Raw genomic sequence first — 26,893 nt, forward strand, 5'->3', positions numbered from 1 at the left:
TAGTCTGCCAATTCCCCGAGATAATCGGGCTATAGTGCAATTCATTGTTGATCAAAAGTGGAGAATGGCATGATCAAGGGGAGCGACGATGGCCCAGATCGATGACCTGGCCTTCTTCCAGCGCCTGGCCCATGCCGGCAGCCTCACCGCCACGGCCCGCGAGCTGGGGCTGTCGCTGTCGGCGGTGAGCAAGCGTCTCAAGCAGCTCGAGGCCCGCCTGGGGGTGGAACTGGCCAGCCGCACCACCCGGCGCCTGACCCTGACCGCCGAGGGGGAGCGTTACCTGGCGCGGGGGGCCGCCATCCTCGAGGAACTCCACGAACTCGAGGAGGCCCTGGGCGAACAGCAGACCGAGCTTTCCGGGCCGTTGCGGGTCAATGCCACCTTCGGCTTCGGCCGGCGTCATGTGGCGCCGCTGCTCTCGGCCTTCTGCGCCCGGCACCCACGGCTGGAGGGGGTGCTGGAGCTCTCCAACTTCCCGCTGAGCCTGGGGGACCAGGCGTTCGATATCGGTATCCGGGTGGGAGAACCACCGGATTCGCGGCTGGTGGCGCGACGGATCCTGGCCAACCGACGGGTGCTGTGCGCATCACCGGCGCTGGTGGCGAGCCTGCCGAGGCTGACGACCCCCGCGGACCTGGCCGGCTGCCCCTGCCTGCTGCTGCGCGAGAACGACAGCGACTTCGCGGTGTGGCGGTTCCAGCGGCGTGGTGACCCGACAGAGGAGCAGGCGGTGAAGGTCGCCGGCCCGCTCGCCAGCAACGACGGCGAGGTGATCGTGGGCCTGGCGCTGGATGGCCACGGCGTCGCCCTGCGCTCCTGGTGGGACGTGCACCAGCACCTGGCCAGCGGCGCCCTGGTCGAGCTGCTGCCCGGGTGGCGTGGGGTGCGCGCCGATTTTCACGCGGTCTACCAGCAGCGACGCCATGTGCCGGCGCGCATCCGCGCCTTCGTCGCCTTCCTCGAGGAGGCGATGGCGGGGCGGGTGCCGGCCATGGCCGAGGAGGTCGCCGGGGATCAGGGCAGGGCGGATGGGGGTGGCGGCAGTCGTCTCAGGGGGTCCTGGCGAAAGTAGCGGGCGAGCAGGTCGTAGAGGGCCGGGTAGGCCCCGTGCAGCACCTGAGGGGCGGTGAAGAAGTGCTCGCAGCAGACCGCGAAGCACTCGCCCGGGTGGCTGGCGGCATAGTCGTCGATGGGGGGCGGCTCGCCACGCTCCAGGTGCGCCTGGAGGTCCTCCCACACGCCCATGAACACCCGGTGCCAGTCCCGCGGGTCGATCTCGCGGGGCAGCGGCGGGAAGCCGTCGACGTCCAGCGAGTTGCCCAGGTCGAGCTTGTGGGCCAGCTCGTGGATCACCACGTTGAAGCCGTTCCAGTCGCCGCTCTCCATCAGGTCCGGGAAGGCCACCACCACCGGGCCCTGGTGGGAGGTCTCGCCGGCACGCTCGTCGACGTACTCGTGCATCACGCCGAACTCGTCCATCTCCTCCACCCGGCGCCGGAAGGCCTCGGGCAGCACCAGGATCTCGTGGACCCCGGCGAAGGCCTCCTGGTGCTCCGACTCGCTCCAGCCCAGTGTCAGCAGGCAGGCCTGGGCGGCCAGTGCCAGCCGCGCCGGCAGGTCGAAGGGGGTGGTCTCGACCAGGTCCGGGTGCAGGCTCAGGCGCCTGGCGTGCAGGAAGCGCCAGGCGCGTCGGCCCAGGCGTTCGGCCTCGTCGTTGCCCAGCGTCGCCAGCAGCGGCAGGCGTGCGCAGGCCTCGTGCCAGGCCTCCCCGGGAAAGGGATGGCGGGCCTCGAAGCTCTTCGCCCGCCAGCGGCGCAGGTGGCGCAGCATGGCGTCAGCCCTCCTCCAGGTTCGCCCCGGATGGCCGGCCCCCGGACTTCCACGACCAGTCGCGCCAGCGCAGGTCGAAGAGGTCCTTGCGACGATCCTTGAGATTGGTCACCGAGCCCTCGGCGCGCACCACGGTGAGCCGGGTCAGGTCCAGGTCCGAGAACATCACCATCTCGGTGTTGGGGGTGGTCTCGGAGAGCACGGCGTCGTGGGGGAAGGCGAAGTCCGACGGCGAGAAGACCGACGACTGGGCGTACTGGATGTCGAGGTTCTCGATCGAGGGCACGTTGCCCACGCTGCCGCACAGCACCACGTAGCACTCGTTCTCGATGGCCCGCGCCTGGGCGCAGTGGCGCACCCGCAGGTAGCCGTTCTTGGTGTCGGTCCAGAAGGGCACGAAGAGGATGTCCATGTCCTGGTCGGCGAGCAGCCGCGAGAGCTCGGGAAACTCCACGTCGTAGCAGATCTGGATGCCCACGCGGCCGGCGTCGGTATCGAACACGCACAGTTCGTCGCCGCCGTCGATCACCCAGTCGCGACGCTCCTGCGGGGTGATGTGCAGCTTGTCCTGATGCTCGATGGTGCCGTCACGGTGGCACAGGTAGCTGACGTTGTAGAGGCGATCGTCGTCGCGCAGCTCGATCATCGAGCCGGCGACGATGTTGATGTTGTAGGCCACCGCCATGCGCGACAGCTCGGTGACGAACTGCTCGGTGAAGCCGGCCAGGAAACGGATCGCCGCCTGCTGGTCCTGTTGGGCGGCGCGGTCCTGCAGGCCCATCAGCGGGGCGTTGAACAGTTCCGGGAAGACGGCGAAGTCGCTCTGGTAGTCGGAGAGGGCGTCGACGAAGTACTCCACCTGCTGCAGTACCGCCTCCACCGAGTCGAATTCGCGCATCTGCCACTGCACGGCGCCGACCCGCACCTGGGTGGGGCGGTTCTCGAGCACCCGTTCGGCGGGCTCATAGAGGATGTTGTTCCATTCCAGCAGGGTGGCGTAGCCCTGGGACTTCTCGTCCTCCGGCAGGTACTTCCGCAGCAGGCGCTTGACCTGGAAGTCGTTGGCCAGCTGGAAGGAGAGGATGGGGTCGTGGATCTCCTTGCGCGCGACCCGGTCGAGGTATTCGGCCGGCGAGAGTTCGTGGGCGTGCTCGTGGTACTGGGGGATGCGCCCGCCGGCGAGTATCGCCCGCAGGTTCATCGAGCGGCACAGCTCCTTGCGCGCCTCGTAGAGGCGCCGGCCCAGGCGGTAGCCGCGATAGTCCGGATGGATCAGCACGTCCAGCCCGTACATGGCGTCGCCGTCCGGGTCATTGAGGATGATCTCGCGCTTGCCGATCAGGTCGTCGTAGCGGTGCGGGTTGGAGAAGGTGTCGTAGTCGACCAGGGCCGTCAGGGCCACGCCGACGATGATCTCGTCGTCCTCGATGGCGATCTGCCCATCGGGAAACTCCTTGATCAGCTTGTCGATGGTGGGTTTCGGCCAGGCGCCGCCGATGTCGTCGTAGACCCGGTCCATCAACGCCTGGAGCTGGGGATAGTCGTCCGGGGTCAGGTTTCGCAGGTTCAGGTGCAGATCGTCGAGGGACATGACGCGTCGGTTCCTGGTCAGGGTGAAGGGACGGATTCTAGCATGCACCCGAAAGTCGGCGACTGTCATGCCCGGTTCATGGCCCTTTCATCGCGGTGACACCCGGCCCGTGCAGGATGCCCGCAAATCGATGAATCACCGGCTACGCTGTTCAAGGGGGGCGGGGTGAGCGACAGGCCGCACTGCTCCAGGCTTTCGGGCAACGAGCACGCCATGCACGACGACAGGAACAAGGACAAGCGAATCCGGCTCGAGGCGGTGAGCAAGGTCTGGAGCGGCCAGGCGGCCGTGGACCGGATCTCCTTCGAGGTCTCCCCCGGCGAGTTCGTGATCCTGCTGGGGCCTTCCGGCTGCGGCAAGTCGACCACGCTGCGGATGATCGCCGGCCTCGAGCAGGCGAGTGCCGGGCGCATCCACATCGGCGAGCGCGACGTGACCCACCTGCCGCCGGGGGACCGCGGCATCAGCATGGTGTTCCAGTCCTATGCGCTCTTTCCCCATCTCGACGTGGCCGACAACATCGTCTTCGGCCTGCGCAGCCGCAAGGTGCCCAGGGCCGAGCGCGAGGAACGGCTCGACCGGGTCGCTCGGCTCGTGGACCTCGAGGCGTATCTCGATCGCAAGCCGGCCCAGCTCTCCGGCGGCCAGCGACAGCGGGTGGCCCTGGCCCGGGCGATCATCTCCGAACACCCCATCTGCCTGATGGACGAGCCGCTATCCAACCTCGACGCCCGACTGCGCGGCGAGATGCGCAGGGAGATCAAGGCGTTGCAGCAGCGACTCGGCATGACGGTGATCTACGTCACCCACGACCAGGTCGAGGCCATGAGCATGGGCGATCGGGTGATCCTGATGCAGGCGGGGAGCATCGTCCAGGACGCCACCCCCGGCGCGCTCTACGATCGGCCGGCCTCGTCCTTCGCCGCGAGCTTCATCGGCAGCCCGGCAATGAACCTGGTCGCGCTTTCCGCCGCGGCCGATGGTGCCGTCATCGATGGCGAGCCGCACTGCTCCATCGCTCCCCACGAGGCCAAGGGCCACCTGCTGGGCGTGCGCCCCGAGGCCATCGCCATCCTGCCCGCGGAAGCCCCTGGCGTGCCGGCCGAGGTGATCGATGCGGAGTACCTGGGCGCCGACAGCATCCTGCGCCTCAAGGTCGGCAACCAGGAGCTGCGGGCCCGGGTCGACGGCGTGCCCGCGTTCGCCGCGCGTGCTCCCTGTCGCCTGCAATGGCCGCCCTCGGCGGCCCACTTCTTCAGCGCTGGAGACGGGCAACGCCTGGCTCTCCAGGGATATGACCTCGCCACGGCCCCCGGCCGGCGGGTGCAGCAGCATCCAGTACACAGGAACGAGGCCCCGACCTCCCCCACCCCAGCGGGGAACGACACTCCAGGAGTGAAGCGATGAACGCACGACTTTCCCTCAAGACGAGCAGCCTGGCGGTGGCCGGCCTGCTGGCTACCGGCTCGCTGTCCGCCCAGGCGCAGACCGAACTGACCATGTACTACCCGGTGGCGGTGGGCGGTGCCCTCACCGAGGTGATCGACGGCCTGGTCGCCGACTTCGAGGCCGAGCACCCGGACATCTCGGTGGATGCCATCTACGCCGGCAACTACGACGACACCCGGGTACGCGCCATGTCGGCGGTCGAGGCGGGGGACGCCCCGCAGCTCTCAGTGATGTTCTCCATCGACCTCTACGAGCTGCTGGAACAGGACGTGATCGTCGCCTTCGACGACCTCGTGCAGAGCGACGAGGAGCGTGAATGGCTCGACGGCTTCTACCCGGCGCTGATGGAGAACGGCCGGCTAGACGGCCAGACCTACGGCATCCCCTTCCAGCGCTCGACGATCGTCTTCTACTGGAACAAGGAGGCCTTCGCGGACGCCGGCCTCGATCCCGACACGCCTCCCGAGACCTGGGAGGAGATGGCCGAGATGGCCGCCACCGTGCGCGAGGCATCGGGGGGCGAGCAGTGGGGGGTCATGGTGCCCTCCACCGGCTACCCCTACTGGATGTTCCAGGCCTTCGCCTTCCAGAACGGCCATCGGCTGATGAGCGACGACGGCACCGAGGTCCATTTCGACGACCCGGCGGCCATCGAGGCACTGGAATACTGGGTGTCGCTGGCCGAGGAGCACGGGGCGATGCCCGACGGCACCATCGAGTGGGGTACCCTGCGCCAGAACTTCATCGAACAGTCCACCGCCATGATGTGGCACAGCACCGGCAACCTCACCGCGGTGCGCAACGAGGCCGGCTTCGACTTCGGTGTGGCCATGCTGCCCATGAACACCCAGCGCGGCAGCCCCACCGGCGGTGGCAACTTCTACCTCTTCAAGGATTCCAGCGAGGAGGAGCAGCGCGCCGCCATGACCTTCATCCGCTGGATGACGGCACCGGAGCGCGCTGCGGCCTGGTCCATGGAAACCGGCTACATGGGGGTCAGCCCGGCGGCCTACGAGACGGAGGCGCTGCGCGACTACGTCGAGACCTTCCCGCCGGCGGCGGTGGCTCGCGACCAGCTCGAGCACGCCACCGCCGAGCTGGCCACCTACCAGGGTGGCCGGGTGCGGCGCGCGCTCGACAACGCCATCCAGGCGGCGCTGACCGGGCAGATGTCACCCGCCGAGGCTCTGGCCCAGGCCCAGGCGGAAGCCGAGGCCGCCCTGCGGCGCTACTCGCGCTGACGCATCAGGTCGCCGGGGCAAGGGCCCGGACAGGACATGCCATGGTGATCCACAATGCCGACCGACGCATGCAGATCTACGGCGCCCTGCTGCTGCTGCCGGCGGCGGTGCTGCTCGGCACCTTCGCCTACCTGCCGACCGTCGCCACCCTGATCAACAGCCTCTTCCTGCCCGGCTTTCGCGGGGCGCCGCCGGAGTTCGTCGGGCTGGAGAACTATGCGCTGCTGGTCGAGGACCGCACCTTCTGGCGGGTCGCCCGCAACAACCTGATCTATGCCCTGGGCACCATTCCCACCTCCATCGCCCTGGCCCTGGGCATGGCGCTGTTCGTCAATGCCCGCCTTCCCGGTCGCGGCTTCGTGCGCATGGCCTACTTCACCCCGACCATCCTGCCGATGATCGCTGCGGCCAATATCTGGATGTTCTTCTACGCGCCGCAGATCGGCCTGTTCAACAGCCTGCTGGGGGCGATCGGCATCAGCGGGCCGAACTGGCTGGGCGACCCCGGCGTGGCCCTCGGCGCGGTGATCGTGATGACCATCTGGAAGGAGGCCGGCTTCTTCATGATCTTCTACCTGGCGGCGCTGCAGAGCATCCCGCCGGAACTCGAGGAGGCCGCCAACCTGGAGGGCACGAGCCGCTGGAGCTACTTCTGGCGGGTGACCTTTCCGCTGTTGATGCCGACTACCCTGTTCGTGCTGATCAATGCGCTGATCAACGCGGTGCGGGTGGTGGACCACCTCTTCATCCTCACCAAGGGCGGGCCCAACAACGCCACCAACCTGCTGCTCTACTACGTCTACGAGAACGCCTTCTCGTTCTTCGACCGCACCTATGCCGCCACCATCACGGTGGTGATCCTGCTGGTGCTGGCGGTGGTGGCCACGGTGAAGTTCACCATCCTCGATCGCAGGACACACTACCAATGAGCCAGCCGAGCATGACAGCCACCCGGAAGCGCTCGTTCGCCATCCGGGTGCCCCGCCTCGAGACCGTTGCCGCCTGGTTGCTGGCGATCATCTGGATCTTCCCGCTGCTCTATGCGTTCTGGGCGGCCTTCCACCCACCGGCCTTCATGGTGCGTTTCGAGCTGCTGGCGCCGCTGACGCTGGACAACTTCGCCGATGCCTGGGAGCAGGCGCCCTTCGCCCGCTACTACCTCAACACCTTCCTGCTGGTCACCGGTATCGTCGCCGCCCAGTTCGTGGTCTGTACCCTGGCCGGCTTCGCCTTCGCGCGTTTCCCGATCCCCGGCAAGGACATCCTGTTCATGCTGGTGCTGATCCAGCTGTTCGTGTTTCCCGAGGTCCTGATCGTCGAGAACTATCGCATCGCCAGCGCCCTGGGACTGGTCGATACCATCACCGGCATCGGCCTGCCCTACGTGGCCAGCGCCTTCGGCATCTTCCTGCTGCGCCAGACCTTCAAGACCATCCCCCGCGAGCTGGAGGACGCCGCACGGGTCGAGGGCTGTGGCTGGATGGCGATCCTGCTCAAGGTGTACGTCCCGCTGGCCAAGCCCACCTACCTCGCCTACGGCCTGGTCTCGATCAGCCACCACTGGAACAACTTCCTCTGGCCCCTGGTGGTCACCAACTCGGTGGAGAGCCGCCCGCTCACGGTGGGGCTGGGGATCTTCTCGGCGCCGGAGACCGGCGTCAACTGGGCCACCGTCAGCGCCGCCACCCTGCTCAGCATCGCCCCGCTGCTGGTTGCCTTCCTGCTCTTCCAGCGTCAGTTCGTGCAGTCGTTCCTGCGGGCGGGGATTCGCTGAAGCCTGGCCACTTCAGCGCTCGTGCGGGGCTTGCCTGCCGGTGCCCTTCCTTCCCGTGGCGAAAGGCCTGCCGGGTCCGAGCGGGATGGTTCGAGATGCCTCCGACCTGCAGGGAACGGGTGAACCACTACACTTGTCGTGAGCCCACAACTGCAACGGAGGAGGACCATGAGTCAGGGACCGGTCGAGAAGGGCGGAAAGGCTCAGCTCTACCGCATGGTCATGGATGAGCACCTGTGTCCTTTCGGTTTGAAGAGCAAGGACCTGCTGCAGCGCAAGCGACTCGATGTCGAGGATCACCACCTGACCACGCGGGAGGAAACCGAAGCCTTCATGAGGAAGCACGGGGTGGATACGACGCCCCAGGCTTTCATCGACGGTCAGCGTATCGGAGGCTATGAAGCGCTGCGTGAGTATTTCGGACTGGATTCGCCGGAGGAGGACGAAACCACCTACCAGCCTGTGATCGCGCTGTTCGCCACGGCTTTCCTGGTGGCGCTTGCCGTGAGCTGGACGGCGACGGGCACATTGCTGAGCGCCAGGATGCCGGAATATTTCGTGGCCATCGCGATGACGCTGCTGGGGCTGCAGAAGCTCAAGGATGTGGAGAGCTTCAGCACGATGTTTCTCAATTACGACCTTCTTGCCCAGCGCCAGGTGCGCTATGGCTACGTCTACCCCTACGCCGAGACGCTGGCGGGCATCCTGATGCTGGGCGGCGCCCTGGTATGGCTGGCCGCGCCGATGGCACTGTTCATCGGCACGGTGGGTGCCGTCTCGGTGTTCAAGGCCGTCTACATCGACAAGCGGGAACTCAAGTGTGCCTGCGTGGGCGGGGACAGCAATGTGCCACTGGGGTTCGTGTCGCTCACCGAGAATCTCATCATGGTGGGCATGGGCATCTGGATGCCGCTGCGCATGTACGTGCTGTAATGTCACGGGGGCTGCGTCGCTCGGCTGGTGCGTTACATCGGGCCGGGCGAACGCCCGCGTTCAGCGTGGATAGCCGTGCTTCTCGCTTCCCTCCGGCGCGCCGCGAGAGTGGTGGGAGCCTCGGCAGCAGCGACGTGCCAAGCTCTCCGCATGGCCGGGGCGAGGCCAAGCAACGTCTTTCGGATCGACGAGCCGCCAGGTGGTTTCGCTGCCCGCGCAGAAAACCCGCCGTCGGTCGAGCCGGGTGGTGTCGAGACTCATGACGGCGTCGCACCCTGGCGCACCAGGGGCTGGGTCAGCGTCTGGGCCATGATCACCCCCGCCAGGACCAGCACGCCACCGACCAGGTGGAACGGCGCGACGCGCTCGCCCAGGAAGGCCATGGCGATCAGCGCGCTGAACAGCGGCATCAGGTTGATGAAGATGCTCGCCTGGCTGGCGCCGATCTGGCGCACCGCATGCATCCACAGGAAGGTGGTGATGATCGAGGCGGGAATGCCGGCATAGAGGATCAGCCAGACGTTGTGGCTGTCGATTGGCGTCATCGGCCCCATCAGGTAGCCGGGGAGCAGGAAGAGGGTGGCGAAGACGGCCTGGAGGTAGAGCACCACCCAGGGCGGCAGGTCGAGGGGCCAGCGCTTGAGCATCACGCCGTAGAGGGCATAGCAGGTGGCCGCCACCACCATCAGCAGGTCGCCCAGGGCGACTTCCAGCTCCAGCAGCGAGAGCGGGTTGCCGCGCCCCAGCAGTACCGATACGCCGACCAGTGCCAGTATTCCGCCCAGGGTGCCGCCGAGGCTCGGGGCCTCGCGCAGGATCAGGGCGCTGAGCAGTACCGTCAGCAGCGGCACCATGGCGGCGAGTATCCCCATGTTGGTGGCCGAGGTGGTCGCGGCGGCGACATAGGCCAGCCCCTGCCACATGGCCATGCCGAGCAGGCCCAGCAAGGCGAGCTTGGGCCAGGCACGGCGGATGGCCCCGCGATGCCGCAGGGCCGCAGGAAGGACGAAGGGAGTCAGCACGACCAGCGCCAGGACCCAGCGCAGGAAGGCGATGCTGCTGGGGGCGATGGCGCCCACGGTGAGCTGGTTGATGGTCATGTTGCCCGACCAGATCAGCACGGCGCCGAGCGGGGGCAGGAAGTAGAACAGCGGCATGGGGGCCTCTCGGAAAAGAAGAAGCCCCGCGGACCGGGGCTCTGTAGGACAGTGCATCCTAGTATGCCGATGCATCGATGCAAGCGCCAAGGACGCCGGCGACGGGCCACCCTCAGCGCAGCTGGCTGTCCTTGCTGCCGCGGCGGTTGTAGCCGCTGAAGGCGGTGCGGCGCTTGTCGCACTCGTTCTGGCAGACGATGCACAGCCGTACCCCCGGCAGGGCCTCGCGGCGTGCCCGGGGGATCTCGTCGCCGCACTCCTCGCAGTGGCGCCGGCTCTCGCCCCGGGGCAGTTCGCTGCGCGCCCGCTTCAGGGCGTCCTCGACCGTGCTGTCGATCTGCTCCTGCACGGCGCCGTCCCTCGACCAGCCTCCCGCCATGGTGTCCTCCACACGACCTGTTCGCCCAGTCCTGTCCCCAGTCTGGAACAATCACGCGCCTTGTCCAGGCCGCCGGCCACGGCGGGACGGGCCCCGCCATGGCGGGGCCCGTCGGAGCATGGTTCGGCGCCGAGGCTCAGCCGATGGCGGCGACGCCGGCGCGGGCGATCTGCACGTCCTGGTCGGGCTTGACGCCGGAGATGCCGACGGTGCCGGCCACCTCGCCGTCTACCAGCACCGGCACGCCGCCGGCCAGCAGCGACTGCATGGGCGCGGTGACGAAGGCGGTGCGGCCGCCGTTGATCATCTCCTCGAAGGCCTGGGTCTCGCGGCGGCCGATGGCGGCGTTGCGGGCCTTCTGGGCGGCCACCTCGGCGCTGAAGGGCGGGGCGCTGTCCATGCGGCGCAGGCCGAGCAGGTGGCCGCCGTCGTCGGCCACGGCGATGGTGACGCCCCAGCCGTTGGCTTCGGCCTCCTGCTGGGCGGCATCGAGGATGGCGTTGACATCGGTCAGGGTCAGGGCGGGCTTGGTCTTCATGGTGGTCTCCTCAGGGGGTCAATGCTTCGTCGACGATCTCGATCCAGTGGCGCACCTCGGTGCGGTTGGCGCCGGCCAGGTGCGTCTGGCAGCTGAATGATTGAGCGCGGTGACGATCTTTCATGTCAGTGCCTCGTCCACGATTTCGATCCAGTGGCGCACCTCGGTGCGGTTGGCGCCGGCCAGGTGCGTCTGGCAACCGATATTGGCGGTGACAATCACCTCGGGGTTGCCGGCCTCGAGGTTGTCGAGCTTGTTGTCGCGCAACTGCTTCGAGAGCTCGGGCTGGGTGATGGAGTAGGTGCCCGCCGAGCCGCAGCAGAGGTGGGCATCGGCCACCGGCGTCAGCGCGAAGCCGAGCCGGGTCAGCACGCCCTCCACGGCGCCGCCGAGCTTCTGGGCGTGCTGCAGGGTGCAGGGGCAGTGGAAGGCGAGCCGGCGACCCTGCTTCACGCTCAGGTCGTCGAGGGCCTCGTCTCGCAGCACCTCGACCAGGTCCTTCGCCAGTTCGCTCACCCGGGCGGCCTTCTCGGCGTAGGCCGGGTCGTCCTTGAGGATGTCGACGTACTCCTTGACGAAGGCGCCGCAGCCGCTGGCGGTCTGCACGATCGCCTCGGCGCCGGCCTCGATGTGCGGCCACCAGGCGTCGATGTTGGCCCGCGCCCGGGCGCGGCCCTCGTCATGGGCGTTGAGGTGGAAGTCGATGGCGCCGCAGCAGCCGGCCTCCGCCACCGGGGTCAGGCCGATGCCGAGGCGATCCAGCACCCGGGCCGTGGCGGCGTTGGTGTTGGGCGAGAGCCCGGGCTGCACGCAGCCCTCCAGGATCAGCATCTGCCGGGCGTGTTGCCTGCCGTCGGGGCGCTTGCCGGCATCCACGGGGGCCGGCGGCATCTTGTCCCGGAGGGCACCGGGCACCAGCGGCTTGAAGGTCTGCCCCAGTTTCAGCAGCGCCTGGAAGCGCTTCGGTTCCACCAGCATCTTGCGCAGCGCATAGCGCTGGGCCCGCTCGGCCGGCTTGCGGGGCACCCGGCGCTCGATCTCGGCGCGGCCGATGTCGAGCAGCTTGTGGTACTCGACCCCGGAGGGGCAGGTGGTCTCGCAGTTGCGGCAGGTCAGGCAGCGGTCCAGGTGCAGCCGGGTCTCCTCGGTCACCTTGTCGGCGCCCTCGGGGGCCTCGAGCATCTCCTTCATCAGGTAGATGCGCCCGCGGGGGCCGTCGCGCTCGTCGCCCAGCAGCTGGTAGGTGGGGCAGGTGGCGTTGCAGAAGCCGCAGTGCACGCAGCTGCGCAGCACTCGGTCGGCCTCGCGGATATGCGGCTTCTTGAGGTCTTCCTCGGTAAAGTGCGTCTGCATCTCGGCGTTTTCCCCTGTCTCAGAATGCCGCGTAGAGCCGGCCCGGGTTGAAGATGCCCTGCGGGTCCAGCTCGGCCTTGAGGTTGCGGTGGTACTGGGCCAGCACCGGGGGCAGCGGAGTGAAGGGCTCGTCCACCGGTGCGCCGCCGGCGCCACGCAGGCAGGTGGCGTGGCCGCCGGCGCGGGCCGCCGCCTGGCGGATCGCCTCGGCGTCGAGGTCGCTCCTCAGCCAGCGCTGGCAGCCCGCCCAGTCGTAGAGGACGTCGGGATCATTGACGCCGGGCAGCTCGATCACCGGGGTGTGGTGGGGCAGCGAGAGGCGCCACAGGGCCCGGCCGTCGTCCTTCGCGAAGAAGGCCAGGCGCTGCTCGCGCAGGGCCTCCCAGAAGTCCGGCTTGAGCTCGTCGCCGCCCAGGCGTTCGGCGGTGGCGGCCACCGAGCTCGGCCCGCCCTCCAGGCGCAGGTGCAGGGCTCCATCGAGCCAGGCGGCCGCGCTGATGGGTAGCGGCTGGCGGCCCCACTCGGAGAGCTTCTCCAGGGCCCGGGCCAGCGGCATGTCCAGGTGCAGGCTGCGGCTGGCGCCGGGCAGCGGCAGCACCTTCATGGAGACCTCGGTGATCAGCCCCAGGGTACCCTGGGCGCCCACCATCAGGCGCGAGAGGTCATAGCCGGCCACGTTCTTCATCACCTGGCCGCCGAAGCGCTGCTCGCTGCCCTGGCGGGTGATGATCCGCGTGCCCAGCACGAAGTCGCGCACGCTGCCGGCCCAGGGGCGGCGTGGGCCGGAGAGGCCGGTGGCGACCATGCCGCCCACGGTGGCGTCCTCGCCGAAGTGGGGCGGTTCGCAGGGCAGCATCTGCCCGTTGGCGGCCAGGGCGGCCTCCAGTTCGCGCAGCGGGGTCCCGGTGCGTACCGAGACGATCAACTCCACCGGGTCGTACTCGGTGATGCCGCGGTGCTCGCGGGTCGAGAGCGCCTCGCCCTCGACCGGTCGACCATGGAAGGCCTTGGTGTCGCCGCCGACGATGCGCAGGGGGGTGCCCTCGGCCTCGGCGCGGCGGATGCGTTCGGCCAGCGCCTGGCTGGCGTCATGGTTGGGGATGTCGTGAGTGGTCACCATGTCGTCCTGTCTCTCAGCCGTGGCTCGGGGCCGGCGCGTCGCCGGCGCTCTTGGTCAGGCGGAACTCGGAGCAGCGCGCCGGCGTGGGAATGTTCTTGCCCGGGTTGAGCAGCTCGTCGGGGTCGAAGGCGCGCTTGGCGGCACGGAAGGTCGTAAGCTCGCCGGGACTGAACTGCACGCACATCTGGTGGATCTTCTCGCGGCCCACGCCGTGCTCGCCGGTGATGGTGCCGCCCACCTCGACGCACAGCTCCAGGATGCGCCCGCCGAGCTCCTCGGCGCGCTCGAATTCGCCGGGCTGGTTGGCATCGAAGAGGATCAACGGATGCATGTTGCCGTCGCCGGCGTGGAAGACGTTGGCCACGCGCAGCCCGTACTCCTCGCCCAGGTCGCCGATGCCCTTGAGCACCCGCGCCAGCTCGCGGCGGGGGATGGTGCCGTCCATGCAGTAGTAGTCCGGCGACATGCGGCCCACCGCCGGGAAGGCGTTCTTGCGCCCGGCCCAGAACAGCGCGCGCTCGGCCTCGTCGCGGGCCTGCTGGATATCCGTGGCGCCGGCCTCTTCCAGCACGCGGCGCACCGTGGCGCAGTCGTCGTCCACGTCCGCCTCCACGCCATCCAGCTCGCAGAGCAGGATCGCCTCGGCCTCCACCGGATAGCCGGCCCCGATGAAGTCCTCGGCGGCGCGGATCGCCAGGTTGTCCATCATCTCCAGGCCGCCGGGGATGATGCCCGCGGCGATGATGGCCCCCACCGCATTGCCCGCCTTCTCGATGTCGTCGAAGCTGGCCATCAGCACCTTGGCGGTCTCCGGCTTGGGCAGCAGCTTGACGGTGATCTCGGTGACCACCCCGAGCATGCCCTCGGAGCCGGTGAACAGCGCCAGGAGGTCGAAGCCGGGCGCATCCAGGGCGTCGGAGCCCAGGGTCATGTGCTCGCCCTCGATGGTCAGCACCTCGACCTTGATGACGTTGTGCACGGTGAGGCCGTACTTGAGGCAGTGCACGCCGCCGGCGTTCTCGGCCACGTTGCCGCCGATGGAGCAGGCGATCTGCGACGAGGGGTCCGGGGCGTAGTAGAGCCCGTAGGGGCTGGCCGCCTCGGAGATGGCCAGGTTGCGCACCCCGGGCTGGACCCGGGCGGTGCGCGCATCGGGGTCGATCTCGAGGATGCGGTTGAAGCGCGACAGTACCAGCAGCACACCGTGCTCCAGCGGCATGGCGCCGCCGGAGAGGCCGGTGCCGGCGCCGCGGGTCACCACCGGCACGCCCAGGGCCCGGCAGCGCTTGAGCAGCGTCTCGACCTGCTCGAGGGTCTCGGGCAGGGCGACCAGCATGGGCAGGGCACGATAGGCGGAGAGGCCGTCGCACTCGAAGGGGCGCAGGTCCTCCTCGCGGTGCAGCAGGGTCATGCCGGGCAGTGCCTGCTGCAGGTCGGCCAGCACCTCGGACTGGTCGCGCCGGGGTTGACCGCCATCGAGTCGTTCATCGAAGTGGGTGTTCATGGTGATTCCCCATGCGTCTCGGTGGATAGCATCATGGTCGTCCGGTCCTGGTGTTCCGTGACCGTGGGCGACAATCTGTGGCCTGGCTGCTCGGCTGTCCAGCCTGTGGTGTGGTGGTCAGACCAGTAATTCGTCTATGATATGGAAAGTATTTCCAATTCATGCCCGTGCAGCGTAAACCGATACTCCATGGTTTACCACCGCCGCCGAGGCAACCCAAGGATTATGTGATGCCTTTCAAGACCGACGAGATGCAGGGTGGGGCGCGGACCCCCGACAGCGTTGCGGCGAGAGTCGAGCAGCTGATTCTCGATGGCGTCTTTCGTCCGGGACAGCTGCTGCCCTCGGAGCGTCGCCTGTGCGACAAGCTGGGGGTGTCGCGCTCCTCGCTGCGCGAGGGGCTCAGGATCCTGCGCAGCAAGGGAATCATCGAGACCCGTCACGGGCGTGGTTCGATGGTGGCGCACCTGTTGCCCTCCCGGGACCACAGTCCGCTGATGCACCTGTTCAGGAGTCATCCGCGGACGCTGTTCGACCTGCTCGAGGTGCGGGCGCTGCTCGAGGGCGAGTCGGCACGGCTCGCCGCTAGCCGGGGGACCCCGGCGGATCGGGTGCTGATCACCCGCCGCTACCAGGAGATGGTCGACTACGTGACGGGGGCGGAAACGGTCGATGTCGAGAAGCTGGCCAGGCTGGACCACGCCTTCCACCTGGCGATCTGCCAGGCATCGCACAATCCGGTGCTGGTGCACACCCTGCAGAGCCTCACGGACCTGCTGCTGAGCTCGGTCTTTGCCTCGGTGAAGAACCTCTATCACCGCCCGGGGCCACGGGAGATGCTCAATCGCCAGCACGCCCGGCTGCACAGGGCCGTGGTCCAGGGCAGGCCGGAGATGGCACGGCGGGTGGCACTCGAGCACCTCTCAGGCATCGGCGATCGCCTGCGGGAGATCGAGGCCGAGAGCGAGCGCCTCGAACGTTCAGCCATGCGCCTGGAGGGGTGGGAGTGAGGCGCTGCCGTCAGCCCGGCGAGGCGTCATGGCTCAGGAGCTGGCCTGTTTCACGAGCGCTTCATCCTCGATCACCCCCGCCAGGGACACCACCTCGAGCTTGTTGCACAGGTGGTCGCGCAGGATCTGGCCGAGCTGGCGGCCGTCGCGCTGCTTCAGCGCCGCGATCATCTGCTCGTGGTCCTCGACGGCCTTGCGCCAGAAGCTTTCGGTCATCCGCTTCGAGTAGCGTACCCGCTTCACCCGCTGGCTGAGGTTGTTGTACATCTCCAGCAGGACCTCGTTGTTGGCGGCGGCCAGGATGCTCTCGTGAATCCGCTGGTTGACCGCGAAGTACTCCGCCAGCTCCCTGTTGCGATAGTGGGTGAGCATCCGCTCGTGCAGGGCGCAGATAGCGGCCATCTCCTCGTCGCTGATCTGCTGGCAGGCCAGCTCGCCGGAGAGGCCCTCCAGGGCGCCCATCAGGTCATAGGTGTCCTTGACCATCTTGATCGTCAGTTGCTTGACCCTGGCGCCCCGGTTGGGCAACAGCTCCACCAGTCCCTCCGACGCCAGGACCTTCAACGCTTCACGCAGTGGCGTGCGCGACACGCCGAACCGCTCGCAGAGGTCGCGCTCGGGGATGCGGACACCCGGCGCCAGTTCGCCTTGTTCGATGAGGTCGCGGACACGGTCCGCGACCTCGCGATAGAGATTTCGGTGCTGAATCTTGCTCATGCTCGCTTCCTTGGTGCGTGATACCGGCCAGCATTGCCGTCAATGGCCCCGTCGCCGTATGCGGGGTCAGCCCAGTCTCGCGTTTTTTCCCGCCTGCGTCTTCACCCCGGTCTCCCACACCTGCCGATCCCGCGCGTTCCCGCTCTCGCGTTGACCTCAGGGTGGCGAGCACGATGATGTTGTGCAAAATTATTATGAATTCAAAATCCGGAAGCTGCAAAGCAATGCGCGAGGAGCAACGGCCCCGAGCCTGACGGCCTTCCGCCCTGCCTGCAGTCCCGGGGCATCGTCACCATCAGGAGGAGGTCGTATGGCAGGCAAGGTGTATCGCAGCAAGGTGCTGCTGGGGCGCGAGGCGGCCCGTGGCGTCATCGATGGTGCCTTCGCGCTGGCGCGCAGGCAGGAAATGGAGCCGCTCACGGTGGTGGTGCTGGACGGTGGCGGCAACCTGGTGGCGGCGGAGCGCGAGGATGGCTGTTCGCCGCTGCGCCATGCCGTCGCCGAGGGCAAGGCCTTTGCCTCGCTGGGCAATGGGGCGGCCAGCGGTGTCATCGGCCAGCGCAATACCCAGCGCCCGGCCTTTCTCGCCAGCGTGGCGGCCGCCTCCGGTGGTCGCTCCATACCGGTTGCCGGTGGTGTGCTGATCCTCGACGCCGACCAGTGCGTGATCGGCGCGGTCGGCGTCAGCGGTGCCTCCTCCGCCGAGGACGAGCAGGCCGCCATCGCCGGTATCGAGGCGGCTGGCATGGCCTGGGGGCTGGAGCCGGACTGAGGGCCGGTTCCCCCGTTCTCGGGAAGCCGGCAACGGCACTTGACACCGCTCTCGCCCCGGGGCTAGCTTGAGTCATTGACGCATTTCGCATTAATAATTCATTTTTGCGATCGTCCATCAGGCATCACCGACTGACCGTCACGATGCCGGTACAACGCTCCACACCAGGCACTGAACACTACAACAAGAGGAAACACGCCATGGTAATGCTACGTGTCGCCGCCGCCACGGTTGCCGTCGCGATGGCCTCGGCCTCCCTGCAGGCCCAGGCTCGCGAGATCACCTTCGGTCATGTCGGGGGGCCTGACTCGCTGTTCGAGGATTCCGCCGAGCATTTCGCCGAGCTTGCCAATGAACGACTGCCCGAGCCCTACGAGGTGGTGGTGTTCGGCTCCAGCCAGCTGGGCAACGACCAGGAGCTGCTGCAGAAGTTGCGCCTCGGCACCGTCGACTTCGCGCTGCCCTCGACGATCATGTCCTCGGTTTCCGACGAGTTCGGCCTGTTCGAGCTGCCCTACCTGGTCAAGAACCGTGAGCACATGAAGCGCATCGAGGAGGAGGTCGTCTGGCCGACCCTGGCGCCGATCGCCGAGGAGAACGGCTACCGCATCCTGGCCGTATGGGAGAACGGCTTCCGCCATATCACCAACAACGTGCGTCCCATCAACGCACCGGAAGACCTGCAGGGCGTCAAGCTGCGTACCCCGCGCGGGGCCTGGCGGGTGAGGATGTTCGAGGAATACGGCGCCGAGCCGTCACCGATGGCGCTCTCCGAGGTCTTCATGGCCCTGCAGACCGGTGTCATGGATGGCCAGGAGAACCCCCTGGCACAGATCGCCGGCCAGCGTTTCCAGGAGGTGCAGGACTACCTCTCGCTCACCGGCCATGTCTACACGCCGGCCTACATGACGGCGGGCTCGCGCTTCAACCGCCTGCCGGAAGAGATCCAGGAGATCCTCATCGACGCGGCCCTGGAAAACCAGGCCTATGTCTATGATCGGGCCGAGCAACTCGACCATGACCTTCTCGATGTCATCCGCGAGGCCGGCACCGAGATCAACGAGGTCGATACCTCCACGTTCATCGAGGCTTCCCAGCCGATCTATCGTGCCTTCGCCGAGGAGGTGGAGGGTGCCCAGGCACTGATCGACACGGTCCTGGAGCTCGGCGAGGACTTCTAGTCCCTCGCGTTCCCTGCGCTTGAACCGGCTCCCGTGTCGTCAGGGCACGGGAGCCCCCTGCCTCCCTTCCAACGAGTTGACTCCCATGGGAACCGTGAATCGACTTTCCTTGTGGCTGGGGCGATTGCTCGAGATCGTCACAGCCATCCTGATGGTCACCCTGACCCTCGTCGTGCTCTATGCGGTGGTGACGCGCTATGCGGCACGAACGCCATCCTGGTATGACGAGGTGGCGGCCATCATGCTGGTATGGCTGACCTACTACGCCGGTGCACTGGCGGCACTGAAGCGCGGACACATCGGTGTCGACGGCCTGCTTCGGGCCATGCCGGAAAAGGTGCGGATGCCGGTGGCCTATCTCTCCGAGGCCCTCTTCATCGGCTTCTTCCTGGTGCTGGGCTGGGCCGGGCTGGTGGTGCTCGAGGTCATGCAGGGCATGGCGCTGATCACCCTGCGCTGGGTGCCCGTGACCTTCACCCAGTCAGTCATTCCCATAGGCGCGGCGCTGTTCATCGTGGCCCAGCTGCTCAGCATGCCCGCCTACATGGCCAAGGTGCGCTCCGGCATCACCCAGGAGGAGGAAGAGATCCGCAATGCCATCGAGGAAGCGCAACGCGAGAACGCCCAGGCAGGCCTGACGGTGGATGAACTCACGGAGAAGAAACAGTCATGACACTCTTCCTGATGCTTTCCGGCCTGCTGGCACTGATCCTCATCAGCGTTCCCATCGCCGTCTCCCTGGCCATCGTGGCGACGGTGGCCATCGTCGGCACCCAGGGCGTCGAGATGCTGCCCAACATCGCCCTGACCATGTTCGAGGGGGCCAGCAGCTTCCCGCTGCTGGCCATCCCGATGTTCGTGCTGGCCGGGGCCATCATGAACACCGGCGGGATTTCCCGGCGGTTGATCGCCTTCGCCTCGGCGCTGTTCGGCTTCATCCGGGGGGGGCTGGCGATGATCAACATCGGGGTATCGATGTTCTTCGCCGAGATCTCCGGCTCGGCGGTGGCCGATGTGGCGGCTACCGGGTCGGTGCTGATCCCGGCCATGAAGAAGCGCGGTTATCCCAGCTCGTTCGCGGCGGCGGTGACGTCGTCCTCGGCGTCCCTGGCCATCATCATCCCGCCCTCCATTCCCATGATCCTCTACGGCGTCATGTCGGGGGCCTCCATCGTGCAGCTGTTCGTCGCCGGCATCGTCCCGGGGATCCTGGGGGGCGTCGGCCTGATGTTTCTCAGCTACTACTATGCGCGCAAGTACGACTGGCCGGTCGAGGAAGTGTTCCAGCTCAAGCGGGTCTGGCAGACCGCCAGGGAGGCCGGCTGGGCGCTGACCCTGCCGATCATCATCCTCGGCTCGATCTTCGGCGGCTTCGTCACGGCCACCGAAGGGGCGGGGATGGCGGTGGCGGCGGCGATCCTCATCAGTACCGTGATCTACCGCGAACTGGACATGCCGGCGCTCTACAAGGCGGTGATCGACGGCGGCCAGCAGACGGCAGTGGTCATGCTGCTGGTGGCGGCCTCGGCACTGGTCGGCGTCTTCCTCACCGAGATGCGCATGCCGCAGCAGCTCGCGCAGGCGGTGCTGGACCTGACCAGCAACAAGTACGCGATCCTGATGCTGCTCAACATCTTCTTCCTGCTGATCGGCCTGTTCCTGCACTCCGCCGCGGCGATCATCCTGGTGGTGCCGATCGTGATGCCGCTGGTCAATGCCGCCGGCATCGATCCGGTTCACTTCGGCCTGGTGGTGTGCCTCAACCTGGCCATCGGCCAGCAGACGCCGCCGGTGGCCAGCGTGCTGATCACCGCCTGTTCGATCGCCAAGTCGGATGTGTGGTCGGTGACGCGCTCCAACCTGGGCTTCATCAGCGTGCTGCTGTTCGTGCTGCTGATGATCACCTACATCCCGGCCATCCCGATGGCCCTGGTCGAGTTCTTCTACCGCTAGGCCTGGCGGCGAAGGGGGAGTGTCACGATGGATAGCCTGTTGTTCGAGATTCGTGATGGCGTGGCGTGGATCGGCTTCAACCGTCCCGACGCCCGCAACGCCATGACCTGGGAGATGTACGACGCCCTGGAGGCCTGCTGTGACCGGCTGGCCGATGAGGTCGATGTCCACGCGGTGGTGCTCTACGGCGTGGGGGGGCAGGCCTTCGTGGCGGGTACCGACATCACCCAGTTCATGCACTTCACGCAGCCCGGGCATGCGACCGACTACGAGCAGCGCATCGACCGGGTAGTGGGCAAGCTCGAGACCCTCGACAAGCCGACCATCGCCATGATCGAGGGCTTCTGCGTCGGGGGCGGGGCGGCCCTGGCGCTGGTCTGCGACTTCCGCTACTGCACGCCCTCGCTGCAGTTCGGGGTCCCCATCGCCAGGACCCTGGGCAACACCCTGTCGATCACCAACGTGTCACGGCTGATCGACATGGTCGGCATCGCGCGGACCAAGGAGGTACTGATGCTCGGCAAGCTGTTCACCGCCGACGAGGCGAGCCAGGCCGGGCTGGTCAATGCGGTGGTCGCGGCCGACCGCCTCGCCGATGAGGTCGCGGGCGTCGCCGCCGAGCTCGGACGACGGGCACCGCTGACCCTGCGCGCCAGCAAGGCGCTGGTGGGACGCGTGCAGGCGCATCGTCGCCTGGCGCGGGAGGCCAGCGACGACTGGATCACCACCTGCTACATGAGCCGTGACTTCAGGTCGGCGGTGGACAAGTTCGTCAACAAGACGCCCTTCGAATGGACGGGCCACTGAGCCACGTCAGGGAACAATGACCAGCGGGGTGGAGCCGATGCTTCCCTTACAGAACCTGAAAGTCCTGGATGTCTCGCAGATCATGGCCGGGCCGTACTGCACCATGGTGCTGGCGGACATGGGGGCCGAGGTGATCAAGGTGGAGAAGATGAACGGCGGCGACGACAGCCGCCAGATGGGCCCCTACGTCAACGACGAGTCGACCTGCTTCTCGCAGATCAATCGCAACAAGAAGAGCATCTCGTTGAACCTGAAGGACGAGCGGGCCCGCGAGATCTTCTATCGCCTGGCGCGTGATGCCGACGTGATCGTCGAGAACTACCGGACGGGCGTCACCCGATCGCTCAGGATCGATTACGACACCATCAAGGCGATCAATCCGGGCATCATCTATTGTTCCATCTCGGGCTATGGCCAGACCGGCCCCTACAGCCACCGCGGCGGTTTCGACCTGGTGGCCCAGGGCATGACGGGCCTGATGTCGATGACCGGCGAGAAGGGGCGGCGCCCGCTCAAGACCGGCATCGCCGTCTATGACATCGGGGCCGGCATTACCGCCGTCTACTCGATCCTCGCTGCCTACATCCACAGGATGAGCAGCGGCGAGGGCCAGCATATCGACATTGCCATCACCGAATGCGGCCTGCCCTGGTTCACCTGGGAAGCCGCTGCGTACTTCGCCGAGGGCAAGGTGCCCGAGCCGACCGGCTGGCGTCATCGCGTCTCCGCTCCCTACCAGGCGATCAAGGCACGGGACGGGTACCTGATGCTGGGCTGTGCCAACCAGCGCACCTGGGAGCGTTTCTGCGAGAACGTGCTGGAACGCCCCGACCTGATGGACGATCCACGCTTCCTGACCAATTTCGATCGTGGCCGGCATGTCGAGGAGCTCGAGGCCGAGCTGGAGGCGATCATGGCCGAGCAGGATGTCACCTTCTGGCTCGAGCGCTGCGACAAGGCCGGCGTGCCCGCCGGCCCGATCAACGACTTCGACCAGGCCATGCACGACGAGCACTATCTGGCCCGCGGCATGGTGCAGGAGATGGAGCACCCGAAGATCGGCAGGATGAAGACCATCGGCTTTCCCAGCAAGTTCTCGCGCACTCCGTCACGGATCAGGAGCCCGGCGCCGCTGTTCGCCCAGCACACCGACGAGGTGCTGGCCGGGCTCGGGCTGTCGCCGGAGGAGCTCGAGACCCTTCGCGCCGAGGGCTGCATCACCTAGCGCTTGTTGTGTGGCAATAATTGAATTCATTATTATGATAACAGGGATCCCTCTGGAGAGATCATCATGCTGAAGCTCGACTATCACCCGTCCGGCCGCCATTTCCTGCAGATCCCCGGCCCCTCGCCGGTGCCGGATCGCATCCTGCGCGCCATGAGCCTGCCGACCATCGATCACCGTGGTCCCGAGTTCGGTGCCCTGGGCCGCGAGATCCTCGGCAAGATCAAGCGGGTCTTCAGGACCGAGAACCCGGTGATCATCTATCCGGCCTCGGGCACCGGCGCCTGGGAGGCGGCCCTCTCCAACGTCCTGTCGCCGGGCGACAGGGTGTTGATGTTCGAGACCGGCCACTTCGCCACCCTGTGGCACAAGATGGCGCGTCGGCTGCAGCTCGAGCCGGAATTCATCGGCCTGCCGGGTTACGAGGGCTGGCGCCGTGGCGTCCAGGCCGAGATGATCGCGGCGCGCCTCGAGGAGGACACTCACCACGAGATCAAGGCGGTCTGTGTGGTGCACAACGAGACCTCCACCGGGGTGACCAGCGATATCATGGCGGTGCGTCGTGCCATCGATGCCGCGGGCCACCCGGCGCTGCTGATGGTCGATACCATCTCGGGGCTGGCCAGCGCCGACTATCGCCATGACGAGTGGGGCGTGGACGTGACCATCTCCGGCTCCCAGAAGGGCCTGATGCTGCCGCCGGGGATCAGCTTCAATGCGGTGTCCGACAAGGCCATCGAAGCGAGCCGCCACAACACCATGCCGAAGAGCTTCTGGGCATGGGACGAGATTCTCGAGGCCAACAGGAACGGCTACTGGCCCTACACCCCCAACACCAACCTGCTCTACGGGCTCAACGAGGCGCTGGACATGCTGCTCGAGGAGGGCCTCGACCACGTGCTGGCGCGCCACCGGCGCTGGGCCGCCGGCGTTCGCAAGGCGGTCGAGGCCTGGGGCCTCGAGATCCAGTGCCAGGACCCGGCCGTCTACTCGCCGGTGCTCACCGGGGTGGTGGTGCCGGAAGGTGTCGATGCCGATGAGGTCCGCCGGATCATCTACGAGCGCTTCGACCTGTCGCTGGGCATGGGCCTGGGCAAGGCCAAGGGCAGGATGTTCCGTATCGGCCACCTGGGTGACTGCAACGACCTGACCCTGATCGCCACCCTGGGGGGCTGCGAGGCCGGCATGAAACTGGCCGGGGTCACCCTCGAGGGCAGCGGCGTGACCGCGGCGCTGGAGTACTTCGCCGGCCATCCCCTCGAGGCGGCCCACTGACCCTCGGCACAGCCATGCATGGCGGAGGAAGCACGCATGACGTCCCTTAAGGACAACGCCCGGGCCGGCAGGGCCCGGTCCCCCGATGCCAGGATCAAGCCGGTGACCGAACTGGCCACCCGGCTGTCCCGCGAGTTGCAGGGCGAGGTGCTGTTCGACGACGCCTCGCGGGGCCGCTACTCGACTGACGCCTCGATCTACCAGGTGACGCCGGTCGGGGTCGTGATCCCGCGTCACCAGGAGGACCTCGCGCTGGCCCTGGACATCGCCCGCGACGCCAGGGTGCCGGTGCTGGCACGAGGCGCCGGTACCAGCCAGTGCGGCCAGACGGTGGGCGAGGCACTGGTCATCGACACCACGCGCTGGCTCGACCGGGTGATCGAGTTCGATGCCGAGGCGCGTACCGTGGTGGTCGAGCCCGGGATCGTGCTCGATCACCTCAATGCCTGGCTCAAGCCCCATGGCCTGTGGTACCCGGTGGATGTCTCCACCAGTGCCCAGTGCACCATCGGCGGCATGACCGGCAACAACTCCTGCGGGTCGCGTTCGATCCGCTACGGCAACATGGTCCATAACGTGCTCGGGGTGGATGCCCTGCTGGCCGATGGCAGCGAGGCGAGCTTCGGCTTCGTCGACGAGCTGCCCGAGAGGGGCAAGGTGCGGCGGATCGCCGAGCAGGTGAAGGCCATCGCCGAGCGCGTCGATCCCGAGATCCGCCAGCACTTCCCCAAGGTCCTGCGTCGGGTCGGCGGCTACAACCTGGATATCTTCAACTGCCAGAACCCCAAGTCCTATGACCCGGATGGTCGCGCCAACCTGGCGCACCTGCTGGTGGGCTCCGAGGGCACCCTGGGGGTGAGCCGGCGCATCACGCTGCGGCTCTCGCCGCTGCCCGAGCACAAGGTGCTGGGGGTGGTGAACTTCCCCACCTTCTACCAGGCGATGGATCTCGCCCAGCACATCGTCACCCTCGACCCCACCGCGGTGGAGCTGGTCGACCGCACGATGATCGAGCTGTCGCTCGAGAACCCGGCGTTCCGTCCGGTGATCGAGAAGGCGTTGATCGGAAGGCCCGAGGCGATCCTGCTGGTGGAGTTCGCCGGCCACGACCGCGAGTCGCAGCTCGCCTCCCTGCGCCGGCTCAACGAGCTGATGGCCGACCTGGGCCTGCCGGAGAGCGTGGTCGACATGCCGGAGCCGGCCGAGCAGAAGGCCCTGTGGAACGTGCGCAAGGCGGGGCTCAACATCATGATGAGCATGAAGGGGGACGGCAAGCCGGTCTCCTTCATCGAGGACTGCGCGGTGCCCCTCGAGCACCTGGCCGAGTACACCGACAAGCTGACCGAGGTGTTCCACCGTTACGGCACCGAGGGCACCTGGTACGCCCACGCCAGTGTCGGCACCCTGCACGTGCGCCCGATTCTCGACATGCGCCGCGATGGCGCCGAGAAGATGCGCGAGATCGCCGAACACGCCTCGGCCCTGGTGCGCGAGTACAAGGGGGCCTACTCCGGTGAGCACGGCGACGGCCTGTGTCGCGGCGAGTGGGTCGCCTGGCAGTTCGGCGATACCGTCAACGCCGCCTTCAAGGAGGTGAAGCAGCTCTTCGATCCCGACAACCTCCTTAATCCGGGCAAGATCGTCGACACCCCGAAGATGGACGACGAGCGCTACTTCCGCTTTCCCTCCGCCTACCGGACGATTCCGCTGACCCCGGTGTTCGACTGGTTGCCTTGGGACGTCACGCGCGACCCCCTGACCGGCGAGCAGAGCGCGCCCGGTTCCGGCGGCGATGCCACCCATGGCCTCGCCATGGCGGTGGAGATGTGCAACAACAACGGCCACTGCCGCAAGTTCGATGCCGGCACCATGTGCCCGAGCTATCGCATCACCCGGGACGAGCAGCACCTGACCCGTGGCCGTGCCAATACCCTGCGCCTGGTGCTCTCCGGCCAGCTCGGGGAGGAGGGGCTGGCCGGCGACGACGTCAAGGAGGCGCTCGACCTCTGTGTCTCCTGCAAGGGCTGCAGGCGCGACTGCCCGACCGGCGTCGACATGGCCAAGTTCAAGATCGAGGCACGCGCCGCACGCGTGCGCGCCAAGGGACTCTCCCTGCGCGATCGCATGGTCGGCGAGATGCCGCGCTATGCCCCCTTGGCCAGCAGGCTGTCGGGGCTGCTGGGTGCGGCCGAGCGGGTGCCGTTCATCGCGAACGGCGTCAAGCGGGCCCTGGGGCTCGCCGCGCAGCGCTCGCTGCCGGCCTTCGAGGGCAACTTCCTGGGCGAGTCCCACGACAGCCTGGCGCTGGCGTCCCGCGAGGTGCTGCTGTTCGTCGACACCTTCAACAACTACATGGAAGGCGACAACGCCAGGGCCGCCAAGCGGGTCCTCGAGGCGGCCGGTTATCGGGTTCACCTCAACGTGATGCGGGGCGAGCGGCCGCTCTGCTGCGGGCGGACCTACCTGTCATCCGGACAGTTCGACAAGGCCAGGGCCGAAGCCCGGCGCACGCTGGATCACCTGATGCCCCATGTGCGTCGTGGCGTGGCCATCGTGGGCCTCGAACCGTCGTGCCTGCTGACCATGCGCGACGAGTTCCTGCAGTACGGCTTCGGCGACGAGGCGCAGGCACTCGGCGAGTCGGCCCACCTGTTCGAGGAGTTCCTGGTCAAGGCCCGTGACGCAGGCGAACTGCCCCTCAAGCTCAAGGAGCCGGGCTACCGGCGGGCCATGCTTCACGGCCATTGCCACCAGAAGGCCTTCGACGCCGTGCGTCCGATCGAGCAGGTGCTGTCATGGATCCCCGGTCTCGAGGTCGAGACCATCGAGTCCTCCTGCTGCGGCATGGCCGGCAGCTTCGGCTACGAGAAGGAGCATTACGCTGCCTCGCTGGAGATGGCCGAGCTGTCGCTGCTGCCGGCCATCCGCAAGGCCGGCGATGATGTCGTGCTGGTCGCGGACGGTACCAGCTGTCGCCATCAGATCCATGACGGCAGCGGCCGGGAGGCCGTGCACCTGGCCCGGCTCCTCGAGCAGGCCCTGGCCTGACCCGGCACCAGGGGGCAACATGACGGGCAGGAG

At 67.4% G+C, this 26,893-nt stretch carries 24 protein-coding genes; 15 read left to right on the forward strand and 9 right to left on the reverse strand.

Features of this window, described 5'->3' with window-relative positions:
• The first annotated feature begins 88 nt into the window (after positions 1–88).
• Positions 89–1,075: a LysR family transcriptional regulator gene (locus tag ACOMD9_RS05280; protein WP_421412566.1), complete on the forward strand. Its 987-nt coding sequence runs from the start codon at positions 89–91 to the stop codon at positions 1,073–1,075.
• On the opposite strand, the gene ACOMD9_RS05285 is transcribed toward ACOMD9_RS05280, so the two are convergent.
• Together ACOMD9_RS05285 and ACOMD9_RS05290 are read right to left on the reverse strand one after the other, a co-directional pair.
• A complete protein-coding gene (locus ACOMD9_RS05285) occupies positions 1,018–1,833 on the reverse strand; it encodes a M90 family metallopeptidase (RefSeq protein WP_421412568.1) in 816 nt (271 codons plus the stop codon). The two genes, ACOMD9_RS05280 and ACOMD9_RS05285, sit on opposite strands and share 58 nt — an antisense overlap.
• A gap of 4 nt (positions 1,834–1,837) precedes the next feature.
• On the reverse strand, positions 1,838–3,424 hold the full coding sequence (locus ACOMD9_RS05290) for a GNAT family N-acetyltransferase (protein ID WP_421412570.1): 1,587 nt from the start codon (positions 3,422–3,424) through the stop codon (positions 1,838–1,840).
• 213 nt (positions 3,425–3,637) lie between these two features.
• On the opposite strand from ACOMD9_RS05290, the gene ACOMD9_RS05295 reads away from it, so the two are divergent.
• The 5 genes from ACOMD9_RS05295 (at position 3,638) to ACOMD9_RS05315 (ending at position 8,821) form a co-directional block, all read left to right on the forward strand.
• Positions 3,638–4,831, forward strand: coding sequence for an ABC transporter ATP-binding protein (locus ACOMD9_RS05295; RefSeq protein WP_421412572.1), 1,194 nt, complete (start codon positions 3,638–3,640; stop codon positions 4,829–4,831).
• Positions 4,828–6,114: an ABC transporter substrate-binding protein gene (locus ACOMD9_RS05300; RefSeq protein ID WP_421412574.1), complete on the forward strand. Its 1,287-nt coding sequence runs from the start codon at positions 4,828–4,830 to the stop codon at positions 6,112–6,114. The genes ACOMD9_RS05295 and ACOMD9_RS05300 overlap by 4 nt, the downstream gene beginning before the upstream one ends.
• Before the next feature lie 41 nt (positions 6,115–6,155).
• A complete protein-coding gene (locus ACOMD9_RS05305; protein ID WP_421412576.1) occupies positions 6,156–7,043 on the forward strand; it encodes a carbohydrate ABC transporter permease in 888 nt (295 codons plus the stop codon).
• 11 nt (positions 7,044–7,054) lie between these two features.
• On the forward strand, positions 7,055–7,888 hold the full coding sequence (locus ACOMD9_RS05310; protein ID WP_421412578.1) for a carbohydrate ABC transporter permease: 834 nt from the start codon (positions 7,055–7,057) through the stop codon (positions 7,886–7,888).
• A 168-nt stretch (positions 7,889–8,056) separates the two neighbouring features.
• Positions 8,057–8,821, forward strand: coding sequence for a MauE/DoxX family redox-associated membrane protein (locus ACOMD9_RS05315; RefSeq protein ID WP_421412580.1), 765 nt, complete (start codon positions 8,057–8,059; stop codon positions 8,819–8,821).
• Between the two features lie 257 nt (positions 8,822–9,078).
• Here the strand turns inward: ACOMD9_RS05315 and ACOMD9_RS05320 are convergent, their stop codons facing one another.
• From ACOMD9_RS05320 to glcD, 6 genes are all read right to left on the reverse strand, one after another.
• Positions 9,079–9,978 carry a DMT family transporter gene (locus ACOMD9_RS05320; RefSeq protein WP_421412582.1) on the reverse strand — a complete coding sequence of 300 codons (900 nt, stop codon included), beginning with the start codon at positions 9,976–9,978 and terminating at the stop codon, positions 9,079–9,081.
• 112 nt (positions 9,979–10,090) lie between these two features.
• Positions 10,091–10,357, reverse strand: coding sequence for a DksA/TraR family C4-type zinc finger protein (locus tag ACOMD9_RS05325; protein WP_421412584.1), 267 nt, complete (start codon positions 10,355–10,357; stop codon positions 10,091–10,093).
• 136 nt (positions 10,358–10,493) lie between these two features.
• Positions 10,494–10,895 carry a GlcG/HbpS family heme-binding protein gene (locus ACOMD9_RS05330; protein WP_183332147.1) on the reverse strand — a complete coding sequence of 134 codons (402 nt, stop codon included), beginning with the start codon at positions 10,893–10,895 and terminating at the stop codon, positions 10,494–10,496.
• Between the two features lie 120 nt (positions 10,896–11,015).
• The gene (glcF, locus tag ACOMD9_RS05335; protein WP_421412586.1) at positions 11,016–12,248 is read right to left on the reverse strand and encodes a glycolate oxidase subunit GlcF; all 1,233 of its coding nucleotides are present in this window, start codon (positions 12,246–12,248) and stop codon (positions 11,016–11,018) included.
• 19 nt (positions 12,249–12,267) lie between these two features.
• Positions 12,268–13,368, reverse strand: a complete 1,101-nt coding sequence (glcE, locus tag ACOMD9_RS05340) for a glycolate oxidase subunit GlcE (RefSeq protein ID WP_421412588.1) — start codon at positions 13,366–13,368, stop codon at positions 12,268–12,270.
• A 13-nt stretch (positions 13,369–13,381) separates the two neighbouring features.
• Complete coding sequence (glcD, locus tag ACOMD9_RS05345) at positions 13,382–14,872, reverse strand: glycolate oxidase subunit GlcD (protein ID WP_421412590.1); 1,491 nt, start codon at positions 14,870–14,872, stop codon at positions 13,382–13,384.
• Between the two features lie 230 nt (positions 14,873–15,102).
• Here glcD and glcC point away from each other — a divergent pair, with 230 nt between their 5' ends.
• Positions 15,103–15,882, forward strand: a complete 780-nt coding sequence (glcC, locus tag ACOMD9_RS05350; protein ID WP_421412592.1) for a transcriptional regulator GlcC — start codon at positions 15,103–15,105, stop codon at positions 15,880–15,882.
• Positions 15,883–15,915: 33 nt separating this feature from the next.
• On the opposite strand, the gene ACOMD9_RS05355 is transcribed toward glcC, so the two are convergent.
• Complete coding sequence (locus tag ACOMD9_RS05355; RefSeq protein WP_421412594.1) at positions 15,916–16,599, reverse strand: GntR family transcriptional regulator; 684 nt, start codon at positions 16,597–16,599, stop codon at positions 15,916–15,918.
• A 310-nt stretch (positions 16,600–16,909) separates the two neighbouring features.
• On the opposite strand from ACOMD9_RS05355, the gene ACOMD9_RS05360 reads away from it, so the two are divergent.
• The 8 genes from ACOMD9_RS05360 to ACOMD9_RS05395 all read left to right on the forward strand — a co-directional run bounded on the left by ACOMD9_RS05360 (position 16,910) and on the right by ACOMD9_RS05395 (position 26,860).
• A complete protein-coding gene (locus ACOMD9_RS05360) occupies positions 16,910–17,371 on the forward strand; it encodes a GlcG/HbpS family heme-binding protein (RefSeq protein ID WP_421412596.1) in 462 nt (153 codons plus the stop codon).
• A 200-nt stretch (positions 17,372–17,571) separates the two neighbouring features.
• Positions 17,572–18,552 (forward strand): TRAP transporter substrate-binding protein, encoded by a 981-nt coding sequence (locus ACOMD9_RS05365; protein WP_421412598.1) that lies wholly within the window; start codon positions 17,572–17,574, stop codon positions 18,550–18,552.
• Positions 18,553–18,637: 85 nt separating this feature from the next.
• A complete protein-coding gene (locus tag ACOMD9_RS05370) occupies positions 18,638–19,225 on the forward strand; it encodes a TRAP transporter small permease (RefSeq protein WP_421412600.1) in 588 nt (195 codons plus the stop codon).
• The gene (locus ACOMD9_RS05375) at positions 19,222–20,505 is read left to right on the forward strand and encodes a TRAP transporter large permease (protein ID WP_421412602.1); all 1,284 of its coding nucleotides are present in this window, start codon (positions 19,222–19,224) and stop codon (positions 20,503–20,505) included. The genes ACOMD9_RS05370 and ACOMD9_RS05375 overlap by 4 nt, the downstream gene beginning before the upstream one ends.
• Before the next feature lie 27 nt (positions 20,506–20,532).
• The gene (locus ACOMD9_RS05380) at positions 20,533–21,312 is read left to right on the forward strand and encodes an enoyl-CoA hydratase (RefSeq protein ID WP_421412604.1); all 780 of its coding nucleotides are present in this window, start codon (positions 20,533–20,535) and stop codon (positions 21,310–21,312) included.
• A gap of 37 nt (positions 21,313–21,349) precedes the next feature.
• A complete protein-coding gene (locus tag ACOMD9_RS05385) occupies positions 21,350–22,537 on the forward strand; it encodes a CaiB/BaiF CoA transferase family protein (protein ID WP_421412606.1) in 1,188 nt (395 codons plus the stop codon).
• Positions 22,538–22,603: 66 nt separating this feature from the next.
• The gene (locus ACOMD9_RS05390; protein WP_421412608.1) at positions 22,604–23,812 is read left to right on the forward strand and encodes a pyridoxal-phosphate-dependent aminotransferase family protein; all 1,209 of its coding nucleotides are present in this window, start codon (positions 22,604–22,606) and stop codon (positions 23,810–23,812) included.
• 36 nt (positions 23,813–23,848) lie between these two features.
• Positions 23,849–26,860 (forward strand): FAD-binding and (Fe-S)-binding domain-containing protein, encoded by a 3,012-nt coding sequence (locus tag ACOMD9_RS05395; RefSeq protein WP_421412610.1) that lies wholly within the window; start codon positions 23,849–23,851, stop codon positions 26,858–26,860.
• Positions 26,861–26,893 lie beyond the last annotated feature (33 nt).

Origin of the sequence: Halomonas terrestris (genome assembly GCF_049166755.1) — a bacterium.
Lineage (GTDB): Bacteria > Pseudomonadota > Gammaproteobacteria > Pseudomonadales > Halomonadaceae > Halomonas.

Bases quoted from the DNA above. Each gene is read 5' to 3' on its own strand.
- ACOMD9_RS05385 (WP_421412606.1), top strand. From the start codon at position 21,350: ATGCTTCCCTTACAGAACCTGAAAGTCCTGGATGTCTCGCAGATCATG.
- ACOMD9_RS05300 (WP_421412574.1), top strand. From the start codon at position 4,828: ATGAACGCACGACTTTCCCTCAAGACGAGCAGCCTGGCGGTGGCCGGC.
- glcE (WP_421412588.1), bottom strand. From the start codon at position 13,368: ATGGTGACCACTCACGACATCCCCAACCATGACGCCAGCCAGGCGCTG.
- ACOMD9_RS05390 (WP_421412608.1), top strand. From the start codon at position 22,604: ATGCTGAAGCTCGACTATCACCCGTCCGGCCGCCATTTCCTGCAGATC.
- ACOMD9_RS05370 (WP_421412600.1), top strand. From the start codon at position 18,638: ATGGGAACCGTGAATCGACTTTCCTTGTGGCTGGGGCGATTGCTCGAG.
- ACOMD9_RS05365 (WP_421412598.1), top strand. From the start codon at position 17,572: ATGGTAATGCTACGTGTCGCCGCCGCCACGGTTGCCGTCGCGATGGCC.
- ACOMD9_RS05285 (WP_421412568.1), bottom strand. From the start codon at position 1,833: ATGCTGCGCCACCTGCGCCGCTGGCGGGCGAAGAGCTTCGAGGCCCGC.
- ACOMD9_RS05375 (WP_421412602.1), top strand. From the start codon at position 19,222: ATGACACTCTTCCTGATGCTTTCCGGCCTGCTGGCACTGATCCTCATC.
- ACOMD9_RS05280 (WP_421412566.1), top strand. From the start codon at position 89: ATGGCCCAGATCGATGACCTGGCCTTCTTCCAGCGCCTGGCCCATGCC.
- ACOMD9_RS05380 (WP_421412604.1), top strand. From the start codon at position 20,533: ATGGATAGCCTGTTGTTCGAGATTCGTGATGGCGTGGCGTGGATCGGC.
- glcC (WP_421412592.1), top strand. From the start codon at position 15,103: ATGCCTTTCAAGACCGACGAGATGCAGGGTGGGGCGCGGACCCCCGAC.
- ACOMD9_RS05295 (WP_421412572.1), top strand. From the start codon at position 3,638: ATGCACGACGACAGGAACAAGGACAAGCGAATCCGGCTCGAGGCGGTG.
- ACOMD9_RS05395 (WP_421412610.1), top strand. From the start codon at position 23,849: ATGACGTCCCTTAAGGACAACGCCCGGGCCGGCAGGGCCCGGTCCCCC.
- ACOMD9_RS05330 (WP_183332147.1), bottom strand. From the start codon at position 10,895: ATGAAGACCAAGCCCGCCCTGACCCTGACCGATGTCAACGCCATCCTC.
- ACOMD9_RS05290 (WP_421412570.1), bottom strand. From the start codon at position 3,424: ATGTCCCTCGACGATCTGCACCTGAACCTGCGAAACCTGACCCCGGAC.
- ACOMD9_RS05310 (WP_421412578.1), top strand. From the start codon at position 7,055: ATGACAGCCACCCGGAAGCGCTCGTTCGCCATCCGGGTGCCCCGCCTC.
- glcD (WP_421412590.1), bottom strand. From the start codon at position 14,872: ATGAACACCCACTTCGATGAACGACTCGATGGCGGTCAACCCCGGCGC.
- ACOMD9_RS05315 (WP_421412580.1), top strand. From the start codon at position 8,057: ATGAGTCAGGGACCGGTCGAGAAGGGCGGAAAGGCTCAGCTCTACCGC.
- ACOMD9_RS05360 (WP_421412596.1), top strand. From the start codon at position 16,910: ATGGCAGGCAAGGTGTATCGCAGCAAGGTGCTGCTGGGGCGCGAGGCG.
- ACOMD9_RS05325 (WP_421412584.1), bottom strand. From the start codon at position 10,357: ATGGCGGGAGGCTGGTCGAGGGACGGCGCCGTGCAGGAGCAGATCGAC.
- ACOMD9_RS05355 (WP_421412594.1), bottom strand. From the start codon at position 16,599: ATGAGCAAGATTCAGCACCGAAATCTCTATCGCGAGGTCGCGGACCGT.
- ACOMD9_RS05305 (WP_421412576.1), top strand. From the start codon at position 6,156: ATGGTGATCCACAATGCCGACCGACGCATGCAGATCTACGGCGCCCTG.
- ACOMD9_RS05320 (WP_421412582.1), bottom strand. From the start codon at position 9,978: ATGCCGCTGTTCTACTTCCTGCCCCCGCTCGGCGCCGTGCTGATCTGG.
- glcF (WP_421412586.1), bottom strand. From the start codon at position 12,248: ATGCAGACGCACTTTACCGAGGAAGACCTCAAGAAGCCGCATATCCGC.